The organism is Cohnella sp. SGD-V74 (assembly GCF_003001675.1).
Taxonomy (GTDB): domain Bacteria; phylum Bacillota; class Bacilli; order Paenibacillales; family Paenibacillaceae; genus Cohnella.
In genome coordinates, this window is the sequence record NZ_PVYW01000027.1 from 17,042 (window position 1) to 43,020 (window position 25,979).

Consider the following 25,979-nt stretch of genomic DNA (forward strand, 5'->3'; position numbering starts at 1 on the left):
GATTAGGCTTTTACTCGGATAGCCTCTTCCGCTTCTTCGAAATATTGCTCTAACGTCGTTTTCTTATTCGCGACGTCTTGGGCGATTGTTTCTCCGACGTAGCGCACATGCCACGGCTCGTAAGAATATCCCGTTATGCTTTCCTTACCCTTCGGATAACGGATGATAAACCCGTAGTCGGCGGCGTTCTTGGAGAGCCATTTGCCTTCCTTCGTATCGCCGAAGCTTTCCTCGAGCGCATACGAAGCGCTTGCGCTCGATACGTCCATCGCCAGACCGGTCTGATGCTCGCTTTGGCCGGGGCGGGCGCTTGTCCGATTGGCGACTTCCTCGCCTTTGCGTTTGACGTTGCTCTCGAAGATCGATTTCTGCGTCGCGTAGGAGCGGTAGCCGGAGACGGCCTTCAGCTCGATGCCGTCGTCCTTCGCCGCCTTGAACAGCTTCTCCAGCGCTTTGGCCGCTTCCTTGCGCATCTGCTTCTTCGGCGAGTCTCCCGAGAAGGAGAACGGCACGTTCGGCACCACAAGGTCGCCGGGCGCGTAATCGGAAGGCAGATTGCGCTTCTTGTTGACGAGCACGTACAGGCTGGACGCGTTGGTGATGACGGCTGCGCCCTTCTTGTCCTTCTTGATCGTAAGACTCGGCAAGCTGTCGGCCAGCAAAGCGAACGCCGGAGATACCTTGACCGGCGGCTTGACGATCTCGATCGGAGTTTCGGAACCCTTCGAAGGCTCCGGAGACGGCGATTCGGCCGGTTTGGTTTCCGCCGGAACGGTCGCTTGCGGCGTTTCCGCGGGAGTGTCGGGAACGGCGGAAGACGGACCCGCCGCGCTTTCGGACGGCAGGGCGATCGGCGCGGGCGAGCTATTCGAGGAATGTACATCTTTATACAACAATCCGCCGGCGATAGCAACTCCGAGCGCGACAACGATTACGGTTCTCTTTTTCATCTAGTACTCTCCTTGGATGTTGACGTTTGATTAAGAGAATACTAGACGGATGTTTCTCCGTTATATCGGGATGTTTCGAAAGTGTAAACGAGAAATAGGTCGACGGATCTAATCTTCGAGATTCGAAAGCTGCGGACATCCGTCGAAAGAAGGAGGATTATGGAAAGTTACGTCAAATACATAATAGCTGAATTGTTTTCCATCGGGAGGATGTACGGATATGGCCGAGAACCGGCGTTTTTGGAGCTATTTGCGGGTGCAAGTGATTTTGCTGATGATCGTCGTTCTGATGCTGCCGCTCGGCGGAGTCGGCTGGTACTACTATAAGACGCTAAGCTCGGACCTGGAGGAGATCGAACGGGCGCATGCTCTGGAAGTCAGCGCTTCCGCGCACCGGCTGTTCGATCAGCTCGGAGAACAGTTGTCGGGCTCCGTCATCACGAACGCCAAGTGGAAGGATTACGTGGACGCCGTCAACGGCGGCGATCTGGACTGGATCGAGGAAAATATCAACGTATCGCCGGAGATCGTGCCGAACGTCAGCTTCGTCGCGACCGTCGACTACGAGGGCAACGTGCTGACCCAAGCCGGGGATATCCCGGAATTTACGGGGCAATTGGCGGATATGTCCATCGTCGACAAAGTGAAAGAGACTCCCGACGCGTACGGAATGATCCAAACGTCCGAAGGGCTGGCGGTGATCGCGGTATCGCAAATTACCGACGAACAGGGCGTGGCGGAGTCCCCGGCCGCTCTGCTGTTCGGGCGGCTGCTGGACGACGAGGCGGCGGGAGGAATCGGCGTTATTCTGAATGCGGGCATCTCCTTGCGATCGTCCGAGGGACAGGAGCTGAGGAGCGCGCCCGATTCGACCGGCATGCCGAATCAGGACGGGACGCCTATTCCCGGAGCAGGCGAGCAGCCCGGCTTCGCGACGGTTGAAGCCGGAGGCAAGAGGAACAGTCTCGTCGTCTCCGGCTACCCCGGCATGTCGGGAGAGGCGATCGCGGAGCTGTCCGTCATCGTGCCCGCCGAAGCCAGCGGAACGGTGCACAAGGAAATGGTGCGGATGAGCGGGATCGTGGCGGTGCTGGCCGCTTTGCTGATCGCGCTTATCGCCTTCGTTCTGCGCCGGAGGATCATCTTCCCGCTCGTCGAATTCGAAGCTTTCCTGAAGGAAGTGTCCTCCGGCCGGCTGTCCGTCTCCGTATCGGGCAAGACGAAGGGACGGGAGGATGAGATCGGCTCGATCGGCCGTTCCCTGCAGGAGACGGCCGACCATCTGAGGACGCTAGTGGCGGGAATCCGTTCGACGGCGTCCGCCACTTCATCTGCGGTCGGACAGCTGACCGGAGAAGCGGGAGGAGCCGCGGACGGAGCGAACCGGATCGCCGAGGCGATGAGGGAAGTCGCGGCGGGAGCGGATTCCCAGATGCAGGGCATGAAGCGCGGAGCCGAAGTGGCGCTGGAAATCGTCGCGGGCATGGGCACGATCGGGGAGCGCTCCTCTTCCGTGGCGGCCGCGGCCGAGCAAGTGTCCAAGCAGGCAACCGAAGGGAACGACACGGTCGTCGGCGCGGTCGAGCAGATGGACAAAATATCGGCGACGGTGGAGTCGTCCGTCCGGGACGCCCACGAGCTTCATTCCAAATCGGAACGGATCGGACAGATGGTCGAAGCGATATCGGCGATCGCTTACCGCACGAACTTGCTCGCGCTTAACGCGAATATCGAAGCCAGCAGGGCGGGAGAACACGGACGCGGCTTCGCCGTCGTCGCGGGCGAGGTGAGGAAGCTGGCGCAGCAGGCGGATCGGACTGCTTCCGAGATCGCGGCCGTCATCGCCGAAGTGCAAGGCGGCATCCTGTCCGTCGTGCGCCATATCGAAGCCGGGCAGCAGGAAGTCGGCAGCGGCGCGGTAACGGTTCGGGAAGCCGGCCGGACGTTCCAGGGGATCGCTCTGGGCATTCGCGGCATGGAGGAAGAATTGCAGGGCATCGCCGCGGCCGGACAGGAAATCGGCGCGCAGCTCGAGGAGCTGTCCGCGCTGATCGAGCAGACGGAGGCAATCTCCGAGTCGAGCGCGGAACGCGCCCAAGACGTCGCGGATATCGCGGAATCGCAGATGAACTCCGTGCGCCAAGTCGCGGACGAGACGAACGCGCTGGCGAACCGAATCCGCGTGCTGGAACAGGAAGTCAACCGCTTCCGGTAACCCGGACCTAAGTCCAGTGCAATCCCGTGCAGCGGTCAAGGGAACAGAGCGGAAAAATCAGGTAAAATAAACGCAACAAGAGGAAGAATGAGGAGAGAATGATGAAGATAACGGGATGGACGCAAGCAATCGTCTCATGGAAGCTGCTGCTCGGAAGTCTGCCCCGCGGAATCGTCGCGTTCGTTATCGCGGTGGCGGGTCTCAGCGTGGGACTGCCGCTGGCCGTATTCGCGATCGGCTTGCCGATTCTGGCCGGCATGCTCGCCGCGTGCGAGCGAATACTGGATATGGATCGGCGCCTGATCGCCGCGTGGGAATCTCCGCAAGCGAAATCTCCGGCCCTTCGGTTCGGTCTGCAGGAAACCATTGCCGATCTGAGGAAGGAGGGGTGGAGAGGATGGCTCGGCGTGCTCCGGGACGCGCGGCAGTATCGCAGCCTGGCATACGGAATCGGCCATTTTCCGGTTTCCATTTTGGCGTTCGTGCTCGCGCTCGTCATTCCCGTAACCGCGGCGGCGCTGCTGCTGTCTCCGGCTGCGGAGCTCGTCAGCTCGCGAATGTTCTCATTCAGCTTGTTCGAGGACGATCTGATCATGCAGTGGATTTTTCCGGAATGGTCGAGTTTTCAGCGGTCCTGGTTCAATACGGGACTGGGCGTACTGCTGCTTCTGGCCACCCCGTTCCTGCTGCGAAAGCTGAGCGCGTGTTACGCCTCCTGGATTCGCTGGATTTCGGGAGCGCCGTCCCATACGTAAAAAGAGACGTACGGAACAATTATCGATGGATAGATGCACCTGGCATCCATCCATCGATAATTTTGTACGTCTCTACTTATAGGACAGCCCCTGCGGATTTACATCCACGTTTCACCCCAATGCTGGATGGACTGGATAACTTCCTCCAAATGGCGGCCTTTCTCGGTCAGTTCATATTCGATGCGAACCGGCATTTCCGGATACACCGTGCGGGTCAGAATTCCGGCCGCTTCCAGCTCCTTCATGCGGTCCGTCAGCATTTTATCGCTCATTTCCGGAATTTGTTCCTTAATGTCCTTAAATCGTTTAGGACCTCCGAGAAGGACGCGGATGATCAATCCGGTCCACTTTTTGCCCAGCAGCTCTGCAGCCAATTCGTACTTGGGGCACATTTTGGAATAATCCATACCGATTCCCCCTTTCGTCCTATTTTAGCATACTCACTTCAAAAAAGTAAGTGTGATCTTTCTCCCAGCGGCAAGCCGCAAAAAGATTCGATTCGCAGTATCGTCCGCCCGTCTTCTTTTGCTAAAATGAATGCAGCACACTGGAGGCAGGTAGAGCGGATGCGCAATAACGATAATTACGAGCTGTGGAGCCGCGCTGCGGTAACGTCGGTGGACGTTCGGAAGATGGCTGCGAGGGAGGACGAGCATCTGCCCTCGTATCGGACTCCTTCCAGCTTCTTCTTGTTTGTCGCTCGCGGCGGCGCGGATATTGCTCTGGACGGAATCGTCCGGTCCGCGGAGAGGTTTCATGTTCTGCACGGGGGCGAGGATCTGCTGCTCGACATCGCGCGCGTGCGTCGAGATATGGAATATTATCTTATTTTATACAAGGCCGAGCTGCCGCAACCGTGCGACGGCGAAGCGGCCCGGCTGCTGGAGAGGGTCCGACCGTTTCAAACGCAATATGCTCTCGTTCCGGGCGGCGCGGTCGCGCTGCTGGACGACGTGCGGCTGATGGAGCGGCTGTCGGAGAGCGGCGGGTCGGCGGAACGGCTGCGGCTCAAATCGTTGTTTTACCGATTCGTCGTCGACATTTTACGCGAGTTGGACGAAGCGCCCGTATCCGAGATACGGCCGGATGCCGTCGAGCAGGCGATTCGGTACATTCGCGCCCGCTATGCCGAACCGATTACGGTGGAGGCCCTCGCCGCAAAGCTGGGCTACAGCGAAGGCTACTTGTCCCGCCTGTTCAAGAGCCGGACGGGCACTAGCTTAATCGACTACGTCATTCGGACGCGCATCGAGCGGGCGAAGACGTGGCTGCTCGACACCGAAGCTTCATTGCAGCACATTGCCGCTTCCGTCGGCTATGAGGATGCGTACTACTTCAGCAGGGCGTTCAAGAAGCATACGGGCGTCTCTCCGATACGCTATCGAATGACCGGAAATCAGCTTAATCCATCGCAAAGGTCAGGATCGTCCATTGTCCCTTCGCAAGCTCGGCGCTATAGTAATGTTCGGAATGATAATCATTCTCATACAGGCGCGAGAGGGGATTCCGGTTCAGTGTACAGAATGAGAAAGTCTACGATGGTGATGAGCGGTTTGCTAAGTTTAATGCTGCTGTTGTCGGCGTGCGCGGGAGGTTCGAACTCGAGCGGGTCCGGGGGCAGTCAGAGTCCTTCGGGGAACGCGTCGGTCGCGACCGGGACTGCCCAGACGGCGGAGAAGCCGGCGGAATCGCAAGCGGGGACGAAAACCGTCAGCACGATTTTCGGCGACGTCGTCATTCCGCAGAGGGCGGAACGAATCGTCACGAACAACATGCTGGCGTCCATCCTGGCGGTAGGAGCCAAGCCGGTCGGCTCGCTGCAGCCTTATATCGACAACCCGTTCATCTCCGTGGACAAGTCCGGCATCGAGAGCATCGGAGAAGTGTGGACGGTATCGTTGGAGAAGATCGTGGCGTTGCAGCCGGACCTTATTATCATTGACGTAGAGAAGCAGGATGAATACGAGCAATATGCGAAAATCGCGCCTACGGTCGTTGTTCCGTTCGGCCAGTTCAAGGACGATCATGAGGAAATTCGTTACTTCGGACAATTGCTCGGGCGCGAGGCTGAGGCCGAAGCGTGGCTGGCCGAATACGATCGTCGCGCTCAAGCCGCTTACGAGAAAATCGAAGGATTGTTCGGTGAAGGAGAGACGTTTACGCTTATGCGCTGGGAAGATGAATTTCGGGTGCTGGGCAACCGTTGGGGAAGAGGCGGTCAGGCGATCTACGACATTCTGAAGCTGCAGCCGCCGGCAATCGTCAAGCAACAGCTGTGGGGAGAGACTCAGCAAGCTGCGATATCCGAAGAGGTGTTGGAGCAGTACGCGGGCGACCACATTTTCATGGTCAGCTCGAAGGACAACGTCGCTTACAAGGACGCCCCCGTCTGGAAATTGCTGAACGCGGTCAAGAACGAGCAGGTGTACTGGTTCGATTCGGAGCGGTTCTCCTTCTGGGACCCGATGACGACGATCGCCCAAGCGGAGGAAATCGCCGAGCTGTTGGCGGCGAAGCATGGGCGATAAACGCGGGTATGTCCGCTTTTGTTACACAAATGAAATATTTCTGTTATGCAGCTGTTGCAGAGGTCGGTTATCCTTATTAACAAGACCCCCTTTTTTCATAGTATTGAAGCCTGCCACCGTTGGCAGGCTTCCTTTTTGTATATGGAGCCGTCAGGCGCGGCTTATTACAGAGGCACGACAACCTTCTCCTTCTTCCGGAAAAACACCCAGCGCTTAAACCCGATCTCGCGCAAGCGGGAGCCGACAACCTCCCATTCGTCTCCGACACGCGCCGGAAGATGGGCGTCCGAGCCGAACGTGACGTCGGCGCCGAAGTGCAGCGCGCGCTCGAGAATGGCGTCCGACGGATACCAGCCGCCGCAGTCCTTCGTTTTGCCGCTCGTGTTGATCTCGATGGACAGGTCGTTCGCGGCGACCGCTTTAAGCGCCTCGTCGATATCGGCTTCCGCCCCCGAGATATCGGCGAAGCCCGGATAGTAGCCCTTCATCGCATCGATATGGCCGAGCACCTGGAACAGGCCGCTTTCCGCGGAACGCCGGATCAGCTCGTAATAGTGCTTTTTCTCGTCGAGTTGCTGCGCTTCATCCTTGCCCTTCCACCGGTTGCGGTTGAAAATGCTGACGCCTCTCGTCTGGTGAACGGAGCCGATAATGTAATCGAACGGGTATGGAGCGTACGCGGCCCGGTACAGCTCGAGCTGGTCGATGTAGAAATCCGATTCGACCCCGAGCAGCACCTCGATCCGGTCTTTGTACTCCTCCTTAAGGCGAAGCACCTCCGCCACGTAATTGGGAAAGTCGCTGCGGGCCATCGCGATGCCCGGCTGCGGATGGTCTTGCTCGTGCGCGAAATAAGGCGAGTGGTCGGAGATGCCGATGACTTGCAAGCCGGCCCCGATCGCCGCTTCGATATAATCCCGGATGCTGTCCGCAGCATGTCCGCATCTGTCGTGGTGAGTGTGCAAATCGAATTTCATGTCGTCACTCCTAGCTTTTCGTTATTCGCTTCCGATGAACTGATCTTCGGGCATCCCTTTCAGATCGTTCAGAAATTGCCGCATTGCGCTGTTGACGTATCTTCCCGACTTGGTCATGACGCCGACGGGGTGGCTGACCTCAAGCTCGGTTACGGGAATCATCTTAAGCGTGCCCCGCCTGACCTCTTCGGCTACGGACAGCTTGGAGACGACCGCGGCTCCCAAGTTCAGTTCGACCATCCGTTTCACTTCCTCGCTGCTTCCGAGCTCCATAACGATGTTCGGTTCGATGCCGTATTCGCGCAGCACCCGGTCCGTAAACCGTCTTCCGAGCGTATCCGGGGATAATAAGATCAGCGGAACGTCCTTCAGCATTCCGATCGTGATCCGTTTGGCTCCGGCGAGCGGATGCTGGGGGGCGACGACGAATTGGAACGTATCGTAGTAGAGGATGGACGTTTCCACTTGCAGGCTGCGGTCGGTCAAATAGCCGATGCCGATGTCCACGGCGCCGTTCTCGACGCTGGAGAGCACTTGGGTCGAAGACATGGAAAGGATGCTGGTTTTGATGAGCGGGTATTGGTTCTGGAAATAGGACAGGACGCGGGGCAAAATCTGAATCGCGATCGAGGAGGTGGTTCCTAGCACGATATGGCCTTGAGGAACTTGATTCAGGTCGGTCAGCTTCTGCTTGAGCTGTTCCACGATCGCCAGAATTTGCTCGGCGTGCTCCAGAAACACCTGGCCCCTGTCCGTCAACGCGACGGGATGATTCCGGTCGACGAGAATCGCCTTGAACTCGTCTTCGAGACTTTTGATTTGCGCCGATACGGCGGGCTGCGTCAAGTTGAGCATTTCGCCGGCTTTTCGGAAGCTTAGCGTTTTGGATATCGTGACTAGCGTCTCCAGTTGGCTAATATTCACCTTTACGCCTCCTCGTATTGAATTAATTTATCAACTGCTCCGATGGATATAAACAGGATTTGTCATAGTCTTATTATAGGGGAAATGGTTTTTCATCGCAAAGGTTTACTTGTACTCAAAATTGAGTATAATGAGGTCTGCATACTCAAATTTGAGTAGATGAATAGAGGGGAAGTTATCGAATGGATGTCAACAAGAGCAATACGAAGCTCGTCGTAGCCGGCTTGCTGCTCGGCTTGTTCATGGCGGCGCTCGACCAGACGATCGTCTCGACGGCGATGACGACGATCATCAAGAAGCTGGGCGGGCTCGAGAGTTTTATATGGGTGTATTCGGCTTATATGATCGCAATGGTCGTCTCGACGCCGATTTTCGGCAAGCTGTCGGATATGTACGGGCGCAAGCGATTTTTTTTGATGGGCCTGATTTTGTTCCTGATCGGATCGATTCTGTGCGGCACGGCGCAGAACATGGATCAATTGATCGTTTACCGGGCGATCCAGGGAATCGGCGGAGGCGCTCTGATGCCGATTGTGTTCACGATTATTTTCGACCTGTTTCCGGGTGAGAAACGGGGGAAAATGATGGGGCTGTTCGGAGCCGTGTTCGGCGTCTCGAGCGTCTTCGGACCGGTCATGGGCGGCGCGATCACGGATTACTTGAGCTGGCGCTGGATTTTCTATATCAACGTGCCGATCGGCCTGCTGTCGATTTACTTCATTGCGACCGCGTACCGCGAGTCGAAAAACACCCGCAAGCAGGTCATCGACTGGACCGGGGCGGTCCTGCTTACCGGAGCGATTCTGTGTCTGATGTTCGGTCTGGAGCTGGGAGGCTCCGAAGGCTGGGCATGGGATTCCGCGAAGACGGTCTCCCTGTTCGTCGGCTCGGGCGTGCTGCTGGCCCTGTTCTTGTGGGCGGAGAGCGTCGCGAAGGACCCGATCATCAAGCTGGGGCTGTTCCGCAAGCGCCTGTTCATGAGCAGCATGGCGATCAGCCTGCTGTACGGCGGAGTCATGATCGCCGGCGCCACCTATATTCCGATCTTCATTCAAGGCGTATTCCATAAGACGGCGACGGAGACGAGCTCGGTGCTGACCCCGATGATGCTTGGCGTCGTGCTCAGCAGCCAGATCGGGGGCAGAGTCGCCAGTCTCTTCAGATACCGCGATGTCATGCTTGTATCCGTGTTCACGCTGCTGATCGGCTCCTGCCTGCTCGGCTTCGCGATGGATACCGGGACAAGCCGTCTCGTCATCACTCTGTTCATGGTCATCATCGGTCTCGGCATGGGCGTGTCCTTCTCGCTGCTGAACATTTCGACGCTCGGTTCCGTTCCTCCGCAATACAAGGGCTCGGCCTCGTCGCTCATTACCTTTTTCCGGACGATCGGTTCGGCTCTCGGCGTGACGGTGTTCGGAACGCTGCAGAAGCATCATTTTCAACAGGGCATTCAGGAAGTGCCGAACTTGTCTCCCGAACTGGCGGGGCAGATCAAGGGCGGCCAAGCGCTGCTCGATCCGGCCATCCAGGAAAGAATGGGATTGGCTCCAGATATCGTGAACGGGCTGCTCGCCAAGCTGGCGGATTCCATCACGTACATCTTCCAGTGGTCGGTGCTGCTGCCCGCGCTTGCGGTCGTGTTCGTTCTGCTGATGGGAAGCGCAAGAATGGAGAAAGCCGCGCCGGGCCCGCAGAAGACGCCGGACGATAAGCCGGGCAAGGCGGAGCCTTCCTACAACCGAGGTTAACGCGATGTCGATTCGATTGATCATTCTCGGGCTGTTGATGGAAAACAACCGGCATCCGTACGAAATCCGGCAGACGATCAAGATGAGAAACTGGCATATGGCGTTCCGGATTCGGGACGGCTCGCTCTATTACGCGGTGGATCAGATGCGGGAGGACGGGCTGATCGAAGTGGCGGAGACGATTCCCGTGCAGGGAGACAACCGTCCGGACAAAATCGTGTACCGCATTACGGACAACGGGAAAGAAGCGTTCATGCGGATGATTTACGAGGAGTTCGGCAAGGACTTCTATCCGCAGCATCCGCTGTTCGCCCCGCTCGTGTTCGCGCAGCATGCCGAAGACGGGGCGATGGAGACGCTGATTGCGAGGCGTCTGGACGCTTGCCTGGAAAGAATCGGGCACGTGAAAGCCGTGCTGGAGCTCAAGGGCGGGTGGCTGCCGCAGGGCGCGGTGCGCATGATCGAAGGCGTCTTGCGATTCAGCGAGGCGGAGCGCGATTGGCTGGCGGAGATGCTGGAGGATGCGCGGGCGGGGCGGCTTACGGCTGCAGAGAAAAAGCCGGAATCCATGCCGGATGGCGATCATAGCTGAACGTCTGCCGAATGTAAAGAAGCGATTAAATCTTGCCGAAGGAGCCGACCGGACAAGGAGATCGCCGTCCGTCCGTCGAAGTTAACCGTCAAATCTGCGCGTTAGGGCGAGAGAGGCGACATGTTATCGATGGACGACAAAAAACAGATTAACGCCTGGGTGATGTACGATTGGGCGAATTCAGCCTTCGCCACGACGATTATGGCGGCGGTCATGCCGATTTACTTTATCAGCGTTGCCGGAGGGACGGACGGAAGCTGGAGCTTCACGCAGACGGCGGCGGCGATCGTCGTGGCGCTGCTGTCCCCGCTGCTCGGCGCGATCGCCGATCATACCGGGAGGAAGAAGACGTTCCTCCGCGTATTCAGCATCATCGGAGCGTCCGCCAGCGTGGCGATGGCGTTCATCGGCCCCGGCGACATGTGGCTCGCTTCCGTGCTCGTCGTGATCGGCATGGTCGGATTCGGCGCCGGCAATACGTTCTATGACGCGCTGTTGGGCGACGTGACGTCCCCTGCCCAGCGGGAGCGCGTCAGCGCCAAAGGCTACGCGATGGGCTATCTGGGCGGCGGCGTGCTGCTGGCCGTCAATCTCGGGCTCATTCTCGGCTGGGAGGCGATCGGCCTGCCGGACAAGACGGCCGCGTCGCAAATTTCGTTCGTGACCGTCGGCATCTGGTGGTTCGTCTTCTCGCTGCCGCTGTTTCGCCGGGTTCAGGAGACGAGGCTGGCCCGTGAAGGCACGGTCGGGGCGCACATCAAGACGGGAGCTCGGAGGCTTAAAGAGACGTTTCAGCGGATCAAGCGTTATCCCGAGCTGATGAAGTTTATGCTGGCCTATTGGTTTTTCTTCGACGGCATCAATACGATTATCGTCATGGCCGCCAGCTACGGCACGACGATCGGCATCGAGAGCGATCACCTGATCGCGGCGCTGCTGATTACGCAATTCGTCGGCTTCCCCGCTTCGCTCCTGTTCGGCAAGCTGGCCGACAGGCTGGGCAGCAAGAAGATGCTGTACAGCTCGCTTGTCATCTATCTGATCATCGTCGTGCTCGGTTACTTTATGACCAGCGCCTTGCACTTCTACTTGCTGGCTTGCATGGTTGGCCTGGTGCAGGGAGGTTCGCAGGCGACTTCGCGGTCGATCTTCAGCAAAGTGATCCCTTCCGGCCGGAACGCCGAGTTTTTCGGCTTTCTCAGCTTTACGAGCCGCTTCTTCTCGTTCGGCGGCCCGCTCGTATTCGGTCTCGTGAAGCTGATCAGCGATTCGAGCCGATCCGCGCTGCTGGCCGTTGCTTTCTTCTTCGTGGCGGGCATCATTCTGCTGACGTTCGTCAACTTGGCGAAGGGGGAGCAGGAGGCGAAGCAGTCGATTTGAGGCGGCTCCGGGGCGACGCGGTTATACGATCGAATCGCCTCTTGATTTTCTGGAAAAGAATTGCTACTATGAGAACTACGATGACGGTTGGAGTCCATGAGAAACCCGAACAATTCGATTCGCTCGTTCGCGAGCTTATCCGATTGTCGGGTTTTTTTATGATTGTTGGAGGCGCTGGGTTAACCGGGCTCACACGGAGAGGAGGTTTCGTTCGTATCTATGTCATCGTAATTATCTAAATTTTCAGATTAATTTAGCTCTACAAATTAGAGGAGGTATGGCTATGTTTCAAGCTTCGAAATCGAAGGTTGCGAGACGTCAAGGAAAACTGATCGTTTCAATTATGCTCTCCATCCTGCTGTTGGGAACGTCGGTTATGCCCGCATTGGCGGCAACCCCTCAGAAAACGGTTAACGCTTCGGCAACGCTCGCCTACAATATTCTCGGACTTAATCATAACAAGGTCGTTCAGAAAGCTTATCTCGGCTCCACCTATCTGTACGTCATCCAGCGGGATGAGGGGGATTGTCATCTCTCCAGATTGTCGATAAGCGGAAACAACGCGACGTATATGGACGAGATGACCGTTACCAATGCCGGACATTGCGAAACGTTGGATATGTACGAATACGAGGGTGAAAATTATTTCTACATCAGCTCGAAGGCGGATCCCTCCACGGAGCGATTCTGGTCGCTTCAGGTGGCGAGACTGCAATATTCGCCCGGCATGACCTACAATTATACCGATCTTCACCGATTCACCTACATGAATTACGCCAATGCAACCGGTACGAGATTAGGCGATACCTATCGGGTTGCCGGCGCCGGCAACGGCAGCTATACGATCTTTCGCATCCAAACCAAGCAAAAAACCGTAACGTGGTCTATCTACGACACGAAAAAATTGAATCAGCTGCTCGACAATAATGTGCAGGTGCGAATGGACAGCGTGGCGGCAAGAAACGCGCTCATTACGAGCTTTACGCAGTCGGGGAGCTCGATCGTCAGACCGAACAACTCTTTCCAAGGCGTGGATATCTACAGCCATACCAAGATCTACACATCGGGCGGCGGGGACGGGGACGTTCCGCAGATTGCCTTGATGTCCAATACGGGGCAGTATAAAACTCTGGTAAACATTACGAACATCGGAAATCTTGAAATCGAAGGTGTGCAGCCTAAAAACGGCAACGTGTACTTTACAATCGTGCACGATCACGTCAACAAACAAAATACGCAAAAAGTGTATTACGTTCCCGATAGCGTATTTAATTGAGCGGTTTCTCTTAACTTGACAGCTATAATTCATCATGCTAGAATCGGATTTGTTCACAAACTTCATATTTTGTAAGCGCTATACTCTGTGGGGCGCTTAAGACGGACGGGTAGAGACGATGAGAAACCCTTAGTCTAAAACTGCGAATCCATTTTGGAAGGAGGTTTTAGCTAAGTTTCTCATCGTTTATTTGCATTTTCAAAAAATGAAAATATTCATAAAAAAGAGAGAGAATATACCAAAAAAAAGAGGGATGAAGATATGCGATTCAAAATGTTGAAAGTTTGTCTATCGATCGTGCTAGCCGTGAGCGTTGCAGCCCTTGCGGCTTGTTCTTCCAAAAATAACGAATCCAAAACGTCTCCGTCGGCATCCGGAACACAGTCTGCATCCTCGTCGAACGGCGCTCCGGCGGAAGTCAAGAAGGAGCCTATCGAATTGGTTTTCTTCTATCCGGTTGCAGCCGGCGGCTCCATACGGGAAGTGTTCGACACTCTCGCAGCGCAATTCAACGAGGAACACGGACCCGACATTACCGTAAAGAACGTATTTTCCGGAAGCTACCAAGATACGCTTGTCAAAGTAAAGACCGGCGTCATGGGCAAGGATTCTCCAGATCTGACCCTGCTTTCCTCGACGGCCTTGTTCGAACTGCTGGACATGGATGCGATCATGCCGCTCGACGAACTGATTGCCAAGGACGGCGGCGATGCCTATGTCAACGACTTCTACGAAGCTTTCCTAGCGAATGGCCGGACCAAAGGACAACTGTACAGCATTCCTTTCCAAAGAAGTACGATCATCCTTTACTACAATAAAGATCTCTTCAGGAAAGCGGGGCTTGATCCGGAGAAACCGCCGACCAACTATGCCGAGCTGGTGGAATACGGCAAAGCATTGACGAAAGACGGAACCTGGGGATTGGAAATTACGGCGACCGATTTTATCCAATGGATGTTCCATGCCTTCGCTCTGCAGAACGGCAAAAACATCATGAACGAAGACGGAACGGAAATGTATCTCGATACTCCGGAAAACGTGGAAGCGCTGCAATTCTGGAAGGATATGATCTACAAGCATAAAATGATGCCGACGGGCGCTACGGCGTGGGGCACGATTCCTACGGATTTTATCAGCCAGAAAACAGCGATGATGTACCACACGACGGGGAACTTGGGCACCGTGCAGAAAGGCGCGACCTTCGATTTCGGCACCGCGTTCCTGCCTGCAGGCAAACAATACGGAACGCCTGTCGGAGGAGCCAATCTCTACATTATTAAAGGCTTGCCGCAAGAACGGCAGGATGCCGCCTGGAAGTTTATACGCTGGCTGACGGAACCGGAGCGCATGGCGCAATTCAGTATCGATACGGGTTACGTCGCGGCAACGAAGTCGTCGTACGATACCGAAATTATGAAGAAGTTCACAGCGGAGTTCCCGCAATTCCTGACGGCGCGCGATCAACTGGAATACGCTTCCTCATCATTCTCCGTTCATAATCAAGGGGAGATTACGAAAGTATTCATGTCTGAATTGCAAGCGGCCATCGTAAGCAACGCCGACCCTGCGGAGTCCTTGAGGAAAATACAGAAGGCGGCGGACGAAGCGTTGAAGCAATATCATAATTAACTGAACCAGGAGACGGTATACCGATGAAGTTATTGCGATCCAGACAAGCCAAAACGAATATCTACGGGTATTCCCTGCTCCTGCCTTCCCTCATTTTTCTCGGCCTGTTTACGTTCTTTCCTCTCGGAAGAACGATATACAACAGTTTGTTTTACAACAGAATAAGTCTCCCTAGCCCCGAGTTTGCGGGGTTAGGGAACTTTCGAAGCTTATGGGAAAATGAAGTTTTCTGGAAGGTCATGAAGAATACGTTTATATTCGTTGCAGGTACTGTGCCGATCAGCATTGCGATCGCGCTGATGATGGCGCTGTTTGTGAACAAAGCATTTAAGGGCAGCGGAATACTTCGTACGTTCTTTTTCTATCCGACCGTTCTGCCAACCATAGCGGCCGCTAACATATGGCTGTTCATTTACACCCCTAATTATGGTTTGTTGAATATGGTTCTGGAGAAAATCGGGTTGTCGTCATTCAACTGGCTGGGCGACCCGAGCACGGCGTTAGCATCGACGATGATTATGATGATATGGAAAGAAGCCGGTTATCTGATGGTTTTCTATCTGGCCGGACTGCAAAATATTCCGAAAGATATGTACGAGGCCGCGGAGGTTGACGGCGCCAAGCCATCCTACGTGTTTTTCAAAATCACGTTTCCGCTGCTGATGCCAAGCACGCTGTTTATTCTCATTATATCGACTACGCACGGATTCCGGATGGTCGACCACTTGCCGATCATGACGGGAGGCGGACCTAACAACGCCAGTAACTTGCTGCTGTATTACATTTACGAGACGGCCTTCTCTTCCTGGAACACGGGATTGGCCGCCGCGCTGACTTTGATCCTGGCCGCCATTCTTTTGGCGCTCGCGAGCTTTCAGTTCTTTGGCCTGGATAAAAAAATTCACTATAACTAGGGTGTGCAGATGCGAAGATTATTACAGCTTTTCATGGTCGTAATGGGCATTCTATGGTTCGTTCCGTTCGCATGGATCGTATGGACCTCGATTCGCCCGAGCGAGCTGGCGATGCAGGCGGATTTTACGACATTGAAATTTACTTTGTCCAATTTCGTAGACGCATGGCAAGGTGCGGCATTTAACCAGTACTATATCAATACGATCATCATTGTTTTGGGCATTCTTGTCTTTCAATTGTTTTCCGTGACTCTGGCCGCTTATGCATTTGCGAGACTGGCCTTCTGGGGAAGCAACGCGATGTTGATCGTCGTGATGATTCAAATCATGATTCCGCCGGAATCCCTGATCGCGCCGAACTATTTGACGATCAGCGATATGAATTTGTACGATACGAAGCTGGCGATTATGCTGCCGGCATTCGCGTCGGCCTTCGGGATTTTCCTGCTGCGTCAGACGTTCAAAGCCGTACCGGTCGAAATGGACGAGGCGGCCAGACTGGAAGGCTGCAATATGGTTCAGATGATCTGGAGAATTTACGTCCCGTTATCCGTCCCGACCCTGATCGCATTCAGCATCGTGTCCATCAGCGCGCACTGGAACAGCTTCCTTTGGCCGCTCATCGTGACCAGCTCGCCTGAGAATCGTCCGCTTACGGTAGGGTTGGCCATCTATGCCGGCTCCTCCGAAACCGGTGCGCAGTGGTCTGCCGTATCGGCGGCAACCTTGATTATCGTACTTCCGCTCATTGCCGGCTTTTTAGTGTTCCAGCGCAAATTCATTAACAGCTTTATGCATGTCGGAGTCAAGTGATCAAGCAGGGAACGCTCGCCAACGGGAGCGTCTCGAATAGCGCAATAATACGTCCTATGAGGTGACACAATGTCGAAATCGGAATTAATCGTAATCGGACATCGCGGGTGCGCGGCAGAAGCGCCCGAAAATACGCTTGCTTCGTTCGCTCTTGCCGTGCAGCAGAAGTGCGACGCGATCGAACTGGATGTCCAGCTCTCTGCGGACAACGACATCGTCGTTTGCCATGACCGCACGATTGACCGCACGACGGATCGTCGGGGGGCGATCAGACAACTGACGACGGCCGAATTGAAACAGGCGGATGCCGGAAGGTGGTTTGACGAGAAATATGCCGGTGAAAGAATCCCGCTGCTTGAAGAAGTGCTCGACCTGGTGCCGCCTTCAATCGAATTGAATATCGAAATCAAAAATTCGTGCGACGGGGAAATCGAGCCCCGACTCGTCGAGTTGTTGAAACGGAAAAATCGCATCTCCAACGTCATTATCGTTTCTTTTGATTTCAAAAGTCTGAGCCTTGTCAAGCGCATCGAGCCCGAGCTTCGCATCGGCCTCACTTACTCGAATAACTTGGTCGATCATTACCGGCTTCCCGAATTGGTCGATATACCGGTTTATTCTCTTCATCCGAACTTCATATACATCAATAAACAGGATGTAGAGCAAGCTTTAAGCCGCGGTTTACAGGTTTTTGCCTATACGGTCAACTCCGAAAGCGATATGAAGCAGGTAATCGATTACGGGGTGTCCGGAATATTGTCGGATTGTCCCGGCAAGCTCAGAGCGATTTTGGACGCCTAAGCCGGCGGAGCTCTCAAGATCAGGATCAGGAGGGGTGAAAATGCCAGGGACAACGACTTCGGGGATCGATAGAATTACCTATTGCCTGAAACGCAAGCCCGTGATCGCAACGTTGGTACACGAAAACGATCTGAGCGAGATTTTGCAGACGACGTCCCATATCGTTTGTGTGCTGAAGGCGGATATATTTACGTTAGGCGAAACCGTTAATCAAATCAGAGAAGCGGGCAAGCTCTCCTTTATTCACTTCGACCTCGTAGAAGGTCTCGGAAAAGATAAAGTCGGAGTGGCTTATCTGGCAAAAACGATCGGTGCAGACGGAATTATTACGACCAAGAGTTCTATTATCTCCGAGGCGCATAAGCTGGGGCTGATTACGGTGCAGCGTTTGTTTACATTCGACTCCGTATCGCTCGACAATGGCATAAAATTGGCGAAGGCTTCCAAGCCCGATGCGATCGAAGTGCTCCCTGGCATGGTGTGCTCGAAAATTATGGGCCGGATCCGCAAGGAAACCGACATTCCGGTCATCGCCGGCGGATTGATGATCGATATGGACGATTTGAACGGCGCCATCCAAAGCGGAGCCATCGGAATTTCGACCTCCAGCAAGGAGCTGTGGCGCTGGCAAGATCAACAATAATCATATATCCAGATTCAATGGGCAGAGACATGGAGAAGCCCTTTGCGCGAATCCACACCTTACGGCGACGGAAGGTGAGGGACTGCAAAGGGCTTTTCTTTTTTTTGGAGGCTCGGCACCATGGATGGAAAGGAAACGATCATGGATCAATTTGCTGGCTACATTTTCGATCTGGACGGGACGATTTATCTTGGGGACAATGCGATTAAGGGCGCGGCAGAGACGATCCACTATTTGCAATCGCACCATAAAAAAATGCTGTTTCTCACCAACAAGACCATTGAATCCCGTGAAAGATACGTAAAGAAACTTCGCGGTTTCGGCATTGACGTCGGATTGGAAAACCTGCTCAGTCCTTCCGTCGTTACTCTTCAATACTTGCATAAACACTATCCCAACGCGCTCGTCTATCTGATCGGGGAAGCGGCGCTGAAAGACGAATTGCAGCAAGGAGGCATCAAGTTCGCGGAATCTCCGGAAGAAACCGATATGATCGTCGTTTCCTGGGATCGGGAATTCCATTATAAACATCTGGATTTTGCGTATCAGTCGATTCGCCAAGGCGCTCGCATGATCGCTACGCATCCCGATCGAACTTGTCCCGTCTCGGGAGGGGAAGTCCCCGATTGCGGAGGCATGATCGGCGCCATAGAAGCGGTGACCAACAGGAAGATCGACGTGATTATGGGCAAGCCCTCGACTTTAATGGCGTCAACGGCGCTGAATATTCTGCAAGTCGAGGCCTCCGATTGCCTGATGGTCGGGGATCGCCTGGAGACGGATATTCTGATGGGACAGCTTGCGGGCATGCGCACGGCGCTTGTGCTTACCGGCGCCACCTCCGCGGAAGACGTCCGATCGGCGCTTGTTAAACCCGAATATATCTTGAATTCGGTATTCGATCTTATGCTTCATGAACAAGTACGAACCGAGTGATGGGCAGGGATAGCACATGGCAAACGCGATCGATTTTATCTTCGTTGTGTTCAAGGACTACGAATTTTATTTCCGCATCTTGATCAGCGCCGTTCTCGGACTGCTGATCGGGTTCGATCGAACCCATAAAAATAAACCGGCCGGCGTCAAAACGTTCACGTTCGTGACGGTTGCTTGCGCGCTGATCACGATCGTATCGATCGAGAGCGTAGGCGTATTCAGCCGTCTGCACGATCGAACGATGATGGATCCGATGCGTCTCGCGGCCCAGATCGTAACCGGATTGGGATTTCTCGGGGCCGGCTTGATCATGAAGTCGGGCTTCGAGGTGAAGGGACTGACTTCCGCGGCAATGATCTTGTTCGCGGGGGGCGTCGGCATCGGCACCGGCGCGGGCTTCTACGGGTATGTTCTGTTCGCGATCGCGATCGTCTTCGTATTCGTCCGCATCGGCGGCTGGATCGAGAAGCGGGAGCAGATCAAGTTGCAGAAGGAAGCCAAGGGAAAATCGTTGCCGGGAAGGACTTCGGCCGGGTAGAGCCGGACTAATGCGGCGAATTCGTCAGCATTAATCCGGTACGACCGATTCGGCAAAGACGATGGCGGCGCTGCCGCAGGGCAGACCGGTTTCATAGGACACGTCGCCGAGCAGCTCGCTGAAACGCGTTTTCAGCCGGGCTGCTTCTTCTTCGTCTTCCGGCCGCGCAGCCAGCCACTCTAGTGCAGCCGCCGTCGTCTCGCGGGCGTCTGTTAGCGCCCGGTCCCACAGCTCCAGCGCGCTGTCGCGATGGACAACGGTACGGTCGGTCGGATCGATCCACGCGTGACCGGCGTCGTTCAGCACGTCCCAATCCAACGTTCGGCGGGGCGGAGAGAACGGCCGCAGCTGCCCGAATACGAGCCGGCCTTTCCAGCCGCTCGGATCGTAGAACAGACTCTGGGCTTGCTGCATTTGCGCGACCGCGCGATCGAGCTGCTTGGACGAGATGCGCTCCGCCAGCGCCGGGTAATGGAGCCGGACAAGGTGGAGAAAGCCCGAGGCGAATTCGCCGGGCAGGCGGCCTCCCGTATCGATCTCCGGGGCGACCGGCGTCTTGCACGTATGAATGCCGGCGCGGCGCATCAGAATTTCCGAATCCATCGCCGTTTCGTAGAGCTGATGATGCCATTTGCGAAAGCCCGAACGGCTGAAGACGAACGGGTGAAGATGACGGTCCAGAACGTGGTGAAGCAGAAATCCAAGGCTGTACGCGGTTACCGGATCCTCGGCGGGCCGAGCTCTCGACTCCTCGAGCAAGGAAAGAAGGAAGGGTCCGCACCGCGTCGCATGCATCAGCGCGCCCAGCTTGTTAAGGGCGGTGTCTCCGGTTTGCCAGGGCAAATAACGATCGTAGAAGAGGAAGTCCGGCCCTTGACAGCCGAGCTGGAACGCGGTTTTCCATTCGCGGAGCGTCATGGGTCTTTCGACCCTGAGGTCGCTTAAAACCTCTCTGCCGAACTGAATATGGGCCCAAACATTCGGCATCGTTCATCCTCCTCGGACAAAAATCAGTGTACTTGTACCTATGATTTCAGTATAATAGGAGAAAGTGGTTACGGCTAGCGGTTCAATCCAACAGACAAGGGGCGCGTTCAGGCATGAAGGCTGAGTACATCAACCCGTTTTTGGAATCCGCGCGAATGGTTATCGAACAGATGGTGCAAATTCGTCCCAGCACGGGGCAGCTCTCGATTCGGGACATCAAATTCGCGGAAAACCATGTATGGATTCAAATTGGACTGACGGGTCATCTGACCGGAGACATCGTATTCGGATTAAGCGAATCGGTAGCGTTGCGGATCGTCTCCGCAATGATGGGCGGTTATGCCATTACCGAGATCGACGATATGAGCAAGAGCGCGATTTCCGAGCTGGGCAACATGATCAGCGGCAACGCCAGCACGATGCTGTACAACCAGGGCGTGCACGTCGACATTACCCCGCCGAAGATTATGGAGGCGCATTTCGCTTCGGTTACCGGCGCTACGAGGGCGCTTGCGGTTCCTCTGATTATGGACGGAATCGGAGAGATGGAGATTCAGGTTCTCATTGCGTGATACATACGAATGAACGCCCCGTCAGGGGCTTTTTTCATGGGACGATTTATCCGGATGCGTAATTTGGCGAGGAGGGGTTATGATGAGAGTAGAGCTGCGCGGCAAAGTCGTGCTCATCACCGGTGCTTCGAGCGGCATTGGAGCGAAAGTTGCCGTTCTGTTGGCCGAACGGGGAGCGATTCCGATTCTGACGGCGCGTTCCGTGGACAAAATGGAGAAGCTGACCGCCTCCCTCGCCGGGGAGCATGCCGTGTACGGGATGGACGTCCGGTCGGACGAACAGGTTCGGGAGACGATGGCGCGGGTCGTGGAGCGTTACGGCAAAATCGACGTGCTTCTGAACAATGCGGGCTACGGGGAGTTCGTCCGCTTCGCCGACGCTCCGGTCTCTCATTTTCAGGAGATGATGGACGTCAACTATATGGGCTCGGTCCGCTGCGCCCATGCGGCGCTGCCTTACATGCTGCAAGCGGGGCAGGGGCATATCGTCAACGTCGCATCGATGGCCGGGAAGATGGCGACCGCGAAGTCGACCGCCTACTCCGCGACGAAGCACGCCGTGCTCGGCTTTACGAACGCATTGCGGCAGGAACTGCAAGGAACGGGGATCGCCGTGTCGGCCGTCAACCCGGGGCCGATCGATACGCCGTTCTTCGAGCGCGCCGACCCGAGCGGACAGTACGTGCGCAACGTCAGTTGGTTCATGATGTCGCCGGACAAGGTCGCCCGGGCGATCGTATCCGTCATCGAGAAGCGCAGGCCGGAGCTGGACATGCCATGGACCGCGTCGGCCGGAGCGAAGTTTATGCTGCTGTTTCCGCGGCTCGGCAACGCGTTGTTCGGGAAGCTGATGAATCGGAAATAGGTTTTACATGAGATAAGGGGTTGTAAGGATGGACGACTTTGTAGCATTGGGATTAAACGAGACCTTGGCCGGCAAGCTGGCGGCTTCGGGAATTACGCAGCCTTCCGAGGTGCAGCGTCAGGCTTGGCCGGAGCTGCTGGGCGGAAGAGACGGCATTCTGATCTCGCCGACGGGAACGGGCAAGACGTTGGCGTATTTGCTGCCGCTGCTGCAGAGCATCGACGGCTCGCGCAAGGAGGTCCAGGCGCTCGTACTCGCGCCGACCCAGGAGCTGGCGATGCAGATTATGCGGGAGGCGGAAGTCTACGGGCAGCCGCTCGGCATTAAAGCCGCGGCGCTGATCGGCGGAGCGTCGCTGGCTCGGCAGCTCGAACGGATGAAAAGCAAGCCGGCGCTGATTGTAGGCACGCCGGGCCGGGTACGCGAGGTGGCGAATACGCGCAAGCTGTCGCTGCACGGGGTCGGCTTCGTCGTCGTGGACGAGACGGACCGGATTTTCTCCCTCGGCGGCCGGGGCGACGTCGAGCAGCTGCTGAAGCAATGCTCGAAAGAGCGGCAGACCGTCTTCGTATCGGCGACGCGGTCGCAGGCGATGCGCGAGGCGGAAGCGAAGTGGCAGAAGGACCCGTGGGTGTCCGACGTGACGGAGCGGGAGAACGAGAACGGACTGTCTTCCACGCTTAAACACTGGTATTTCCTCGGAGACCGGCGCGACAAGATCGATCTGGTACAGAAAATCGTCCGGCATATGAAGCCGTCTTCCGCGCTGCTGTTCGTGAACGATACCGAAAAGATCGGCGAACTGATCGCCAAGCTGCGCTACGAGGGCTTGTCGGTCGACGCGTTGTACGGGGACACGAGAGGGCAGGAGCGCGGCGAAGTCATGCAGCGCTTCCGCAAAGGGCGCACGAAGCTGCTGATCGCGACCGACGTCGCGGCCAGAGGGCTCGATCTGCCCGGCTTGCCTCTCGTCATCCAATTGGAGCCCGCTCTGGACGCGGATCACTACGTGCATCGGTCGGGACGTACGGCGAGAATGGGGCGCGAGGGTACCTCCATTACGCTGATTGCGCCGGAGGAACGTTTTATTCTCGACAAGCTGGAGAAGCAATTGAGCATTACGATCGAGCCGAAAACGCTGTACGAGGGCCGGGTCGTGTCTTACGAGGAAGGCATGGCGCGCAAGGGCGGCGGCAGAGGCCGCGGGGCGTCTGCGGATGGCGGCAGCGGCGGCAAGGACGAGCGTCCGGCGTGGAAGTCGAAGGCCGAGTACTTGGCTTCGCTGGAGGCGCGGAAATCGGCGGAGAGCAAGGAAGCGCAGGGCGGCGAAGCTCGGCGCGCTCGGCCTCAGCCGGCGGTCAAGGCTGCCGGGAAGGCGGCGGGCAAGCCGGCCGGAGCGTCCGCGGGCAAGCCTCAGTCTGCGGCTAAGTCGGCGCCTTCGGCTGCCAAGCAGACTCCGGCGGCTGCCAAGCCGAAGCAGGGCAAGTCGAAGTCGGAGCGCGCGAGAGAGCAGAAGAACAAAGGCGCTCCGAAGTGGCTGAAGGCGAAGCGGGAAGCGGCTTCGACTCCTAAGCAGGATTAAAGCTGGGATTGAGCGATTCCGCGTCGGAGGGCGTTGCTCTAAAGAGTCGAACATTGGCGCTTGAATGGTCAGTCCACAAATAGAAAAAGCCGTCTCCTGCGTGCGATCCTTGTATCGCGGCACAGGGGACGGCTTATTTGTATTATTGCGGAATACGTTCGACTTCCTCGAGAGTAGGCATGCCGTCTTGGGCGCCGAACTTGGTAACCGACAAGGAGGCGGCCCTGACCGCGAAGCGGAGCGAGCGCTCCGTGTCCCAGCCGGAAGCAAGTCCATAGGCGAAGGCGGCGTTCAGGCAGTCTCCCGCACCGGTCGTGTCGACGGGCTGAACCGGCGGAGCGGCAACCGTCTCGGGAGCTCCGTCCCTGACGCAGGAAGCCCCATGCTTGCCGCGCGTGAGAATGACGGAATGTCCGTAGCGGTTGGTCCACTCGATCAATCCGGCCTGCCAGTCGTCCGGCGCAACGCCGCCGTCGCCTTCCCGGTCTCCGTAAGCGCCGAGAATGGCGAATTCGGTCTCGTTCGGCGTAATATAATCGGCCAAGCGAAGCACTTCCTCGGGCAGTGTCCGGGCCGGAGCCGGGTTAAGGATCGTCCGCACGCCCGATTCCTTGGCGATGCGAAGCGCGGCCGCGGCCGATTCGAGCGGAATTTCCAACTGCACGAGAAGCACGTCGGCCCCGGCGATCAGATCGCGCGACCGTTCGACCCGCTCCGGAGTTACCTGGCCGTTGGCGCCGGGAACGATGACGATGCTGTTGTCCTCATGCGTATGGAGGATCGAGGCTATTCCCGTCGCGGTATCGTTCAGAACGTCGATACGATCCGTAAGCACGCCGTTTTTTCTCATCTCGTCCACGATTGTCGTTCCGAACGGGTCGCTGCCGACGGCGCCGATCATGTACACTTCGGCTCCGAGCCTCGCGCAGGCTACCGCTTGGTTCGCCCCTTTGCCTCCCGGAATGAAATGGACGGATTCTCCCTGCAGCGTCTCTCCGGTTCGGGGCGCTCGCTCCGCGGTGACGACGAGGTCCATATTCAAGCTGCCCACGATCGCGATGCGAGGGCGTTTCATGTTGACCACCTCTTTTTTTCTTTCTATCATCGCACGAATGGGCTTATTGCGCCAGCTTCTGGAACAGATCCGAACGCCAAACAAAGGGGCTGTCCCATAAGTAAAAAGAGACGTATGAACAATTATCGATAGGTGAATGGTAATGGGCATCTATCTCCTTCCGCTTCTATACGATCCTGAAATGGGAACGGTAAACCCGTTAAGAGGTGATTTCAGGACCGTATGAGGCAGTCTCCAGGAGATAGATGCCCCCTTTTTTCATCGATAATTTTGTACGTCTCTACTTATGGGACAGCCCCGTTGCACGCAGATTAGACGCTTAACGGTACGTTCTGGTTGTCAGCTCGTCCAGGCTCTTGAACTCGTAGCCTTGTGAGCGTGCAGCGTCGATAATGCGGCCGAGCGCTTCGGCGTTGTCGCGGGAGACGGAGTGGAGCAGGATGACCGCGCCGGGGTGAAGCTGGCTCATCACGCTGTCGTAGGCGTATTTCCAGCCTCGCTGCGCGTTGACGTCCCAATCCTTGTACGCGACCGACCAGAAGACGCCGGTATACCCCAGCTCGCGGCAGACGCCGAGCATGGAGTCGCTGAAGATGCCCCGAGGCGGCCGCATATACCGCATTTCCCGAGCGCCCGTCAGCTCGACCACCCCTTGTTTCACCTTGTCCATTTCGCCGCGAATGCGATCCGCTCCGACTTGGCTCAGGTCCGGGTGGCTCCAGGAATGGTTGCCGACCAGGTGGCCCTCTTTGGCCATTCTTTGCACCAGCTCGGCCTGGTCCTTCACGAAATGTCCGGTCACGAAGAAGGCGGCCGGAACCTGCTTGTCGCGAAGAACGTCCAAAATGCGCGGCGTATAGCCGTTCTCGTAGCCGTTGTCGAAGGTCAGGTACAGCTCTTTGTTTCCGGTATTGCCGAGGAAGATGGCTTCCTGCTTCTGCAGAACGCCGATGAACCCTTCCTGCGCGATGGACGGCAGGCTTCCCTGCTTGCTCTTCTTGAATCCGAAGTGGTAGGGGGAATAAGGGTTCGCGGCGGCGCTGGCGGCAACAATCAAACAGGCGGCGATCAGGCCGCACGCCGAGACGGCGAACAAGCGATTGCGCATGAACGTAGGCACTCTCCTTGCGGACATGGTTCTTAATACCATGGTACGAAGGAATCGGAATTATTCACGATTGGCTTCCGAATCCGGAGAATGCTTCCTACTTGAGCCTTATTTCCGGCTTTGGGCCTTGCCAGGGAGGGGTATTTCCCTGAATGCTTATATATGCGG

Annotated in this window: 24 protein-coding genes; 17 read left to right on the top strand and 7 right to left on the bottom strand. The window is 56.3% G+C overall.

Translation table 11 applies throughout. From position 1 onward, the window contains the following. Positions 1-2 precede the first annotated feature (2 nt). A complete protein-coding gene (locus tag B0G52_RS30635; protein WP_094050236.1) occupies positions 3-950 on the bottom strand; it encodes a D-alanyl-D-alanine carboxypeptidase family protein in 948 nt (315 codons plus the stop codon). A gap of 220 nt (positions 951-1,170) precedes the next feature. On the opposite strand from B0G52_RS30635, the gene B0G52_RS30640 reads away from it, so the two are divergent. Next, the gene (locus tag B0G52_RS30640; protein ID WP_094050237.1) at positions 1,171-3,165 is read left to right on the top strand and encodes a methyl-accepting chemotaxis protein; all 1,995 of its coding nucleotides are present in this window, start codon (positions 1,171-1,173) and stop codon (positions 3,163-3,165) included. Positions 3,166-3,266: 101 nt separating this feature from the next. Further along, positions 3,267-3,920 (top strand): sensor domain-containing protein, encoded by a 654-nt coding sequence (locus tag B0G52_RS30645; protein ID WP_158223960.1) that lies wholly within the window; start codon positions 3,267-3,269, stop codon positions 3,918-3,920. Between the two features lie 98 nt (positions 3,921-4,018). Here B0G52_RS30645 and B0G52_RS30650 read toward each other — a convergent pair whose 3' ends face one another. Then, entirely contained in the window at positions 4,019-4,327 is a 309-nt protein-coding gene (locus B0G52_RS30650; protein ID WP_094050239.1) for a winged helix-turn-helix transcriptional regulator, read from the bottom strand. 159 nt (positions 4,328-4,486) lie between these two features. Between B0G52_RS30650 and B0G52_RS30655 the strand changes: the two genes are divergently transcribed. Continuing rightward, positions 4,487-6,448 carry an AraC family transcriptional regulator gene (locus B0G52_RS30655; RefSeq protein ID WP_158223961.1) on the top strand — a complete coding sequence of 654 codons (1,962 nt, stop codon included), beginning with the start codon at positions 4,487-4,489 and terminating at the stop codon, positions 6,446-6,448. Between the two features lie 164 nt (positions 6,449-6,612). Here B0G52_RS30655 and B0G52_RS30660 read toward each other — a convergent pair whose 3' ends face one another. Together B0G52_RS30660 and B0G52_RS30665 are read right to left on the bottom strand one after the other, a co-directional pair. Further along, positions 6,613-7,425 (bottom strand): histidinol-phosphatase, encoded by an 813-nt coding sequence (locus tag B0G52_RS30660; protein ID WP_094050241.1) that lies wholly within the window; start codon positions 7,423-7,425, stop codon positions 6,613-6,615. A 21-nt stretch (positions 7,426-7,446) separates the two neighbouring features. Next, complete coding sequence (locus tag B0G52_RS30665) at positions 7,447-8,349, bottom strand: LysR family transcriptional regulator (RefSeq protein ID WP_094050242.1); 903 nt, start codon at positions 8,347-8,349, stop codon at positions 7,447-7,449. Positions 8,350-8,531: 182 nt separating this feature from the next. On the opposite strand from B0G52_RS30665, the gene B0G52_RS30670 reads away from it, so the two are divergent. The 11 genes from B0G52_RS30670 to B0G52_RS30725 all read left to right on the top strand — a co-directional run bounded on the left by B0G52_RS30670 (position 8,532) and on the right by B0G52_RS30725 (position 19,622). After that, on the top strand, positions 8,532-10,100 hold the full coding sequence (locus B0G52_RS30670; protein ID WP_094050243.1) for an MDR family MFS transporter: 1,569 nt from the start codon (positions 8,532-8,534) through the stop codon (positions 10,098-10,100). A gap of 4 nt (positions 10,101-10,104) precedes the next feature. Next, positions 10,105-10,692, top strand: coding sequence for a PadR family transcriptional regulator (locus tag B0G52_RS30675; protein WP_094050244.1), 588 nt, complete (start codon positions 10,105-10,107; stop codon positions 10,690-10,692). 129 nt (positions 10,693-10,821) lie between these two features. Further along, complete coding sequence (locus tag B0G52_RS30680) at positions 10,822-12,072, top strand: MFS transporter (RefSeq protein WP_094050324.1); 1,251 nt, start codon at positions 10,822-10,824, stop codon at positions 12,070-12,072. Positions 12,073-12,355: 283 nt separating this feature from the next. Further along, on the top strand, positions 12,356-13,348 hold the full coding sequence (locus tag B0G52_RS30690) for a helveticin J family class III bacteriocin (protein WP_094050246.1): 993 nt from the start codon (positions 12,356-12,358) through the stop codon (positions 13,346-13,348). Between the two features lie 261 nt (positions 13,349-13,609). Beyond that, on the top strand, positions 13,610-14,977 hold the full coding sequence (locus B0G52_RS30695) for an ABC transporter substrate-binding protein (protein ID WP_094050247.1): 1,368 nt from the start codon (positions 13,610-13,612) through the stop codon (positions 14,975-14,977). A gap of 239 nt (positions 14,978-15,216) precedes the next feature. Next, positions 15,217-15,891 (top strand): carbohydrate ABC transporter permease, encoded by a 675-nt coding sequence (locus B0G52_RS30700; RefSeq protein ID WP_369827169.1) that lies wholly within the window; start codon positions 15,217-15,219, stop codon positions 15,889-15,891. A gap of 9 nt (positions 15,892-15,900) precedes the next feature. Next, positions 15,901-16,704, top strand: a complete 804-nt coding sequence (locus tag B0G52_RS30705; protein ID WP_094050249.1) for a carbohydrate ABC transporter permease — start codon at positions 15,901-15,903, stop codon at positions 16,702-16,704. Positions 16,705-16,773: 69 nt separating this feature from the next. Next, positions 16,774-17,505, top strand: coding sequence for a glycerophosphodiester phosphodiesterase (locus B0G52_RS30710; protein WP_094050250.1), 732 nt, complete (start codon positions 16,774-16,776; stop codon positions 17,503-17,505). A gap of 40 nt (positions 17,506-17,545) precedes the next feature. Further along, positions 17,546-18,148, top strand: a complete 603-nt coding sequence (locus tag B0G52_RS30715; RefSeq protein ID WP_094050251.1) for a glycerol-3-phosphate responsive antiterminator — start codon at positions 17,546-17,548, stop codon at positions 18,146-18,148. Between the two features lie 120 nt (positions 18,149-18,268). Then, complete coding sequence (locus B0G52_RS30720; RefSeq protein WP_369827170.1) at positions 18,269-19,084, top strand: HAD-IIA family hydrolase; 816 nt, start codon at positions 18,269-18,271, stop codon at positions 19,082-19,084. A 16-nt stretch (positions 19,085-19,100) separates the two neighbouring features. Further along, on the top strand, positions 19,101-19,622 hold the full coding sequence (locus tag B0G52_RS30725) for an MgtC/SapB family protein (RefSeq protein ID WP_094050252.1): 522 nt from the start codon (positions 19,101-19,103) through the stop codon (positions 19,620-19,622). 30 nt (positions 19,623-19,652) lie between these two features. On the opposite strand, the gene B0G52_RS30730 is transcribed toward B0G52_RS30725, so the two are convergent. Continuing rightward, positions 19,653-20,609, bottom strand: coding sequence for a zinc dependent phospholipase C family protein (locus B0G52_RS30730; RefSeq protein WP_094050253.1), 957 nt, complete (start codon positions 20,607-20,609; stop codon positions 19,653-19,655). A gap of 113 nt (positions 20,610-20,722) precedes the next feature. Between B0G52_RS30730 and B0G52_RS30735 the strand changes: the two genes are divergently transcribed. The 3 genes from B0G52_RS30735 to B0G52_RS30745 all read left to right on the top strand — a co-directional run bounded on the left by B0G52_RS30735 (position 20,723) and on the right by B0G52_RS30745 (position 23,628). Beyond that, complete coding sequence (locus B0G52_RS30735; RefSeq protein WP_094050254.1) at positions 20,723-21,181, top strand: chemotaxis protein CheX; 459 nt, start codon at positions 20,723-20,725, stop codon at positions 21,179-21,181. Between the two features lie 82 nt (positions 21,182-21,263). Beyond that, complete coding sequence (locus B0G52_RS30740) at positions 21,264-22,046, top strand: SDR family NAD(P)-dependent oxidoreductase (protein ID WP_094050255.1); 783 nt, start codon at positions 21,264-21,266, stop codon at positions 22,044-22,046. A gap of 28 nt (positions 22,047-22,074) precedes the next feature. After that, positions 22,075-23,628 (top strand): DEAD/DEAH box helicase, encoded by a 1,554-nt coding sequence (locus B0G52_RS30745; protein WP_094050256.1) that lies wholly within the window; start codon positions 22,075-22,077, stop codon positions 23,626-23,628. Positions 23,629-23,770: 142 nt separating this feature from the next. On the opposite strand, the gene rbsK is transcribed toward B0G52_RS30745, so the two are convergent. Together rbsK and pdaA are read right to left on the bottom strand one after the other, a co-directional pair. Further along, positions 23,771-24,703 carry a ribokinase gene (rbsK, locus tag B0G52_RS30750; protein WP_094050257.1) on the bottom strand — a complete coding sequence of 311 codons (933 nt, stop codon included), beginning with the start codon at positions 24,701-24,703 and terminating at the stop codon, positions 23,771-23,773. A gap of 319 nt (positions 24,704-25,022) precedes the next feature. Next, complete coding sequence (pdaA, locus tag B0G52_RS30755; protein ID WP_094050258.1) at positions 25,023-25,811, bottom strand: delta-lactam-biosynthetic de-N-acetylase; 789 nt, start codon at positions 25,809-25,811, stop codon at positions 25,023-25,025. Between the last annotated feature and the right edge of the window lie 168 nt (positions 25,812-25,979).

Bases quoted from the DNA above. Each gene is read 5' to 3' on its own strand.
- B0G52_RS30635 (WP_094050236.1), bottom strand. From the start codon at position 950: ATGAAAAAGAGAACCGTAATCGTTGTCGCGCTCGGAGTTGCTATCGCC.
- B0G52_RS30640 (WP_094050237.1), top strand. From the start codon at position 1,171: ATGGCCGAGAACCGGCGTTTTTGGAGCTATTTGCGGGTGCAAGTGATT.
- B0G52_RS30645 (WP_158223960.1), top strand. From the start codon at position 3,267: ATGAAGATAACGGGATGGACGCAAGCAATCGTCTCATGGAAGCTGCTG.
- B0G52_RS30650 (WP_094050239.1), bottom strand. From the start codon at position 4,327: ATGGATTATTCCAAAATGTGCCCCAAGTACGAATTGGCTGCAGAGCTG.
- B0G52_RS30655 (WP_158223961.1), top strand. From the start codon at position 4,487: ATGCGCAATAACGATAATTACGAGCTGTGGAGCCGCGCTGCGGTAACG.
- B0G52_RS30660 (WP_094050241.1), bottom strand. From the start codon at position 7,425: ATGAAATTCGATTTGCACACTCACCACGACAGATGCGGACATGCTGCG.
- B0G52_RS30670 (WP_094050243.1), top strand. From the start codon at position 8,532: ATGGATGTCAACAAGAGCAATACGAAGCTCGTCGTAGCCGGCTTGCTG.
- B0G52_RS30675 (WP_094050244.1), top strand. From the start codon at position 10,105: ATGTCGATTCGATTGATCATTCTCGGGCTGTTGATGGAAAACAACCGG.
- B0G52_RS30680 (WP_094050324.1), top strand. From the start codon at position 10,822: ATGGACGACAAAAAACAGATTAACGCCTGGGTGATGTACGATTGGGCG.
- B0G52_RS30690 (WP_094050246.1), top strand. From the start codon at position 12,356: ATGTTTCAAGCTTCGAAATCGAAGGTTGCGAGACGTCAAGGAAAACTG.
- B0G52_RS30695 (WP_094050247.1), top strand. From the start codon at position 13,610: ATGCGATTCAAAATGTTGAAAGTTTGTCTATCGATCGTGCTAGCCGTG.
- B0G52_RS30700 (WP_369827169.1), top strand. From the start codon at position 15,217: ATGAAGAATACGTTTATATTCGTTGCAGGTACTGTGCCGATCAGCATT.
- B0G52_RS30705 (WP_094050249.1), top strand. From the start codon at position 15,901: ATGCGAAGATTATTACAGCTTTTCATGGTCGTAATGGGCATTCTATGG.
- B0G52_RS30710 (WP_094050250.1), top strand. From the start codon at position 16,774: ATGTCGAAATCGGAATTAATCGTAATCGGACATCGCGGGTGCGCGGCA.
- B0G52_RS30715 (WP_094050251.1), top strand. From the start codon at position 17,546: ATGCCAGGGACAACGACTTCGGGGATCGATAGAATTACCTATTGCCTG.
- B0G52_RS30720 (WP_369827170.1), top strand. From the start codon at position 18,269: ATGGATGGAAAGGAAACGATCATGGATCAATTTGCTGGCTACATTTTC.
- B0G52_RS30725 (WP_094050252.1), top strand. From the start codon at position 19,101: ATGGCAAACGCGATCGATTTTATCTTCGTTGTGTTCAAGGACTACGAA.
- B0G52_RS30730 (WP_094050253.1), bottom strand. From the start codon at position 20,609: ATGCCGAATGTTTGGGCCCATATTCAGTTCGGCAGAGAGGTTTTAAGC.
- B0G52_RS30735 (WP_094050254.1), top strand. From the start codon at position 20,723: ATGAAGGCTGAGTACATCAACCCGTTTTTGGAATCCGCGCGAATGGTT.
- B0G52_RS30740 (WP_094050255.1), top strand. From the start codon at position 21,264: ATGAGAGTAGAGCTGCGCGGCAAAGTCGTGCTCATCACCGGTGCTTCG.
- B0G52_RS30745 (WP_094050256.1), top strand. From the start codon at position 22,075: ATGGACGACTTTGTAGCATTGGGATTAAACGAGACCTTGGCCGGCAAG.
- rbsK (WP_094050257.1), bottom strand. From the start codon at position 24,703: ATGAAACGCCCTCGCATCGCGATCGTGGGCAGCTTGAATATGGACCTC.
- pdaA (WP_094050258.1), bottom strand. From the start codon at position 25,811: ATGCGCAATCGCTTGTTCGCCGTCTCGGCGTGCGGCCTGATCGCCGCC.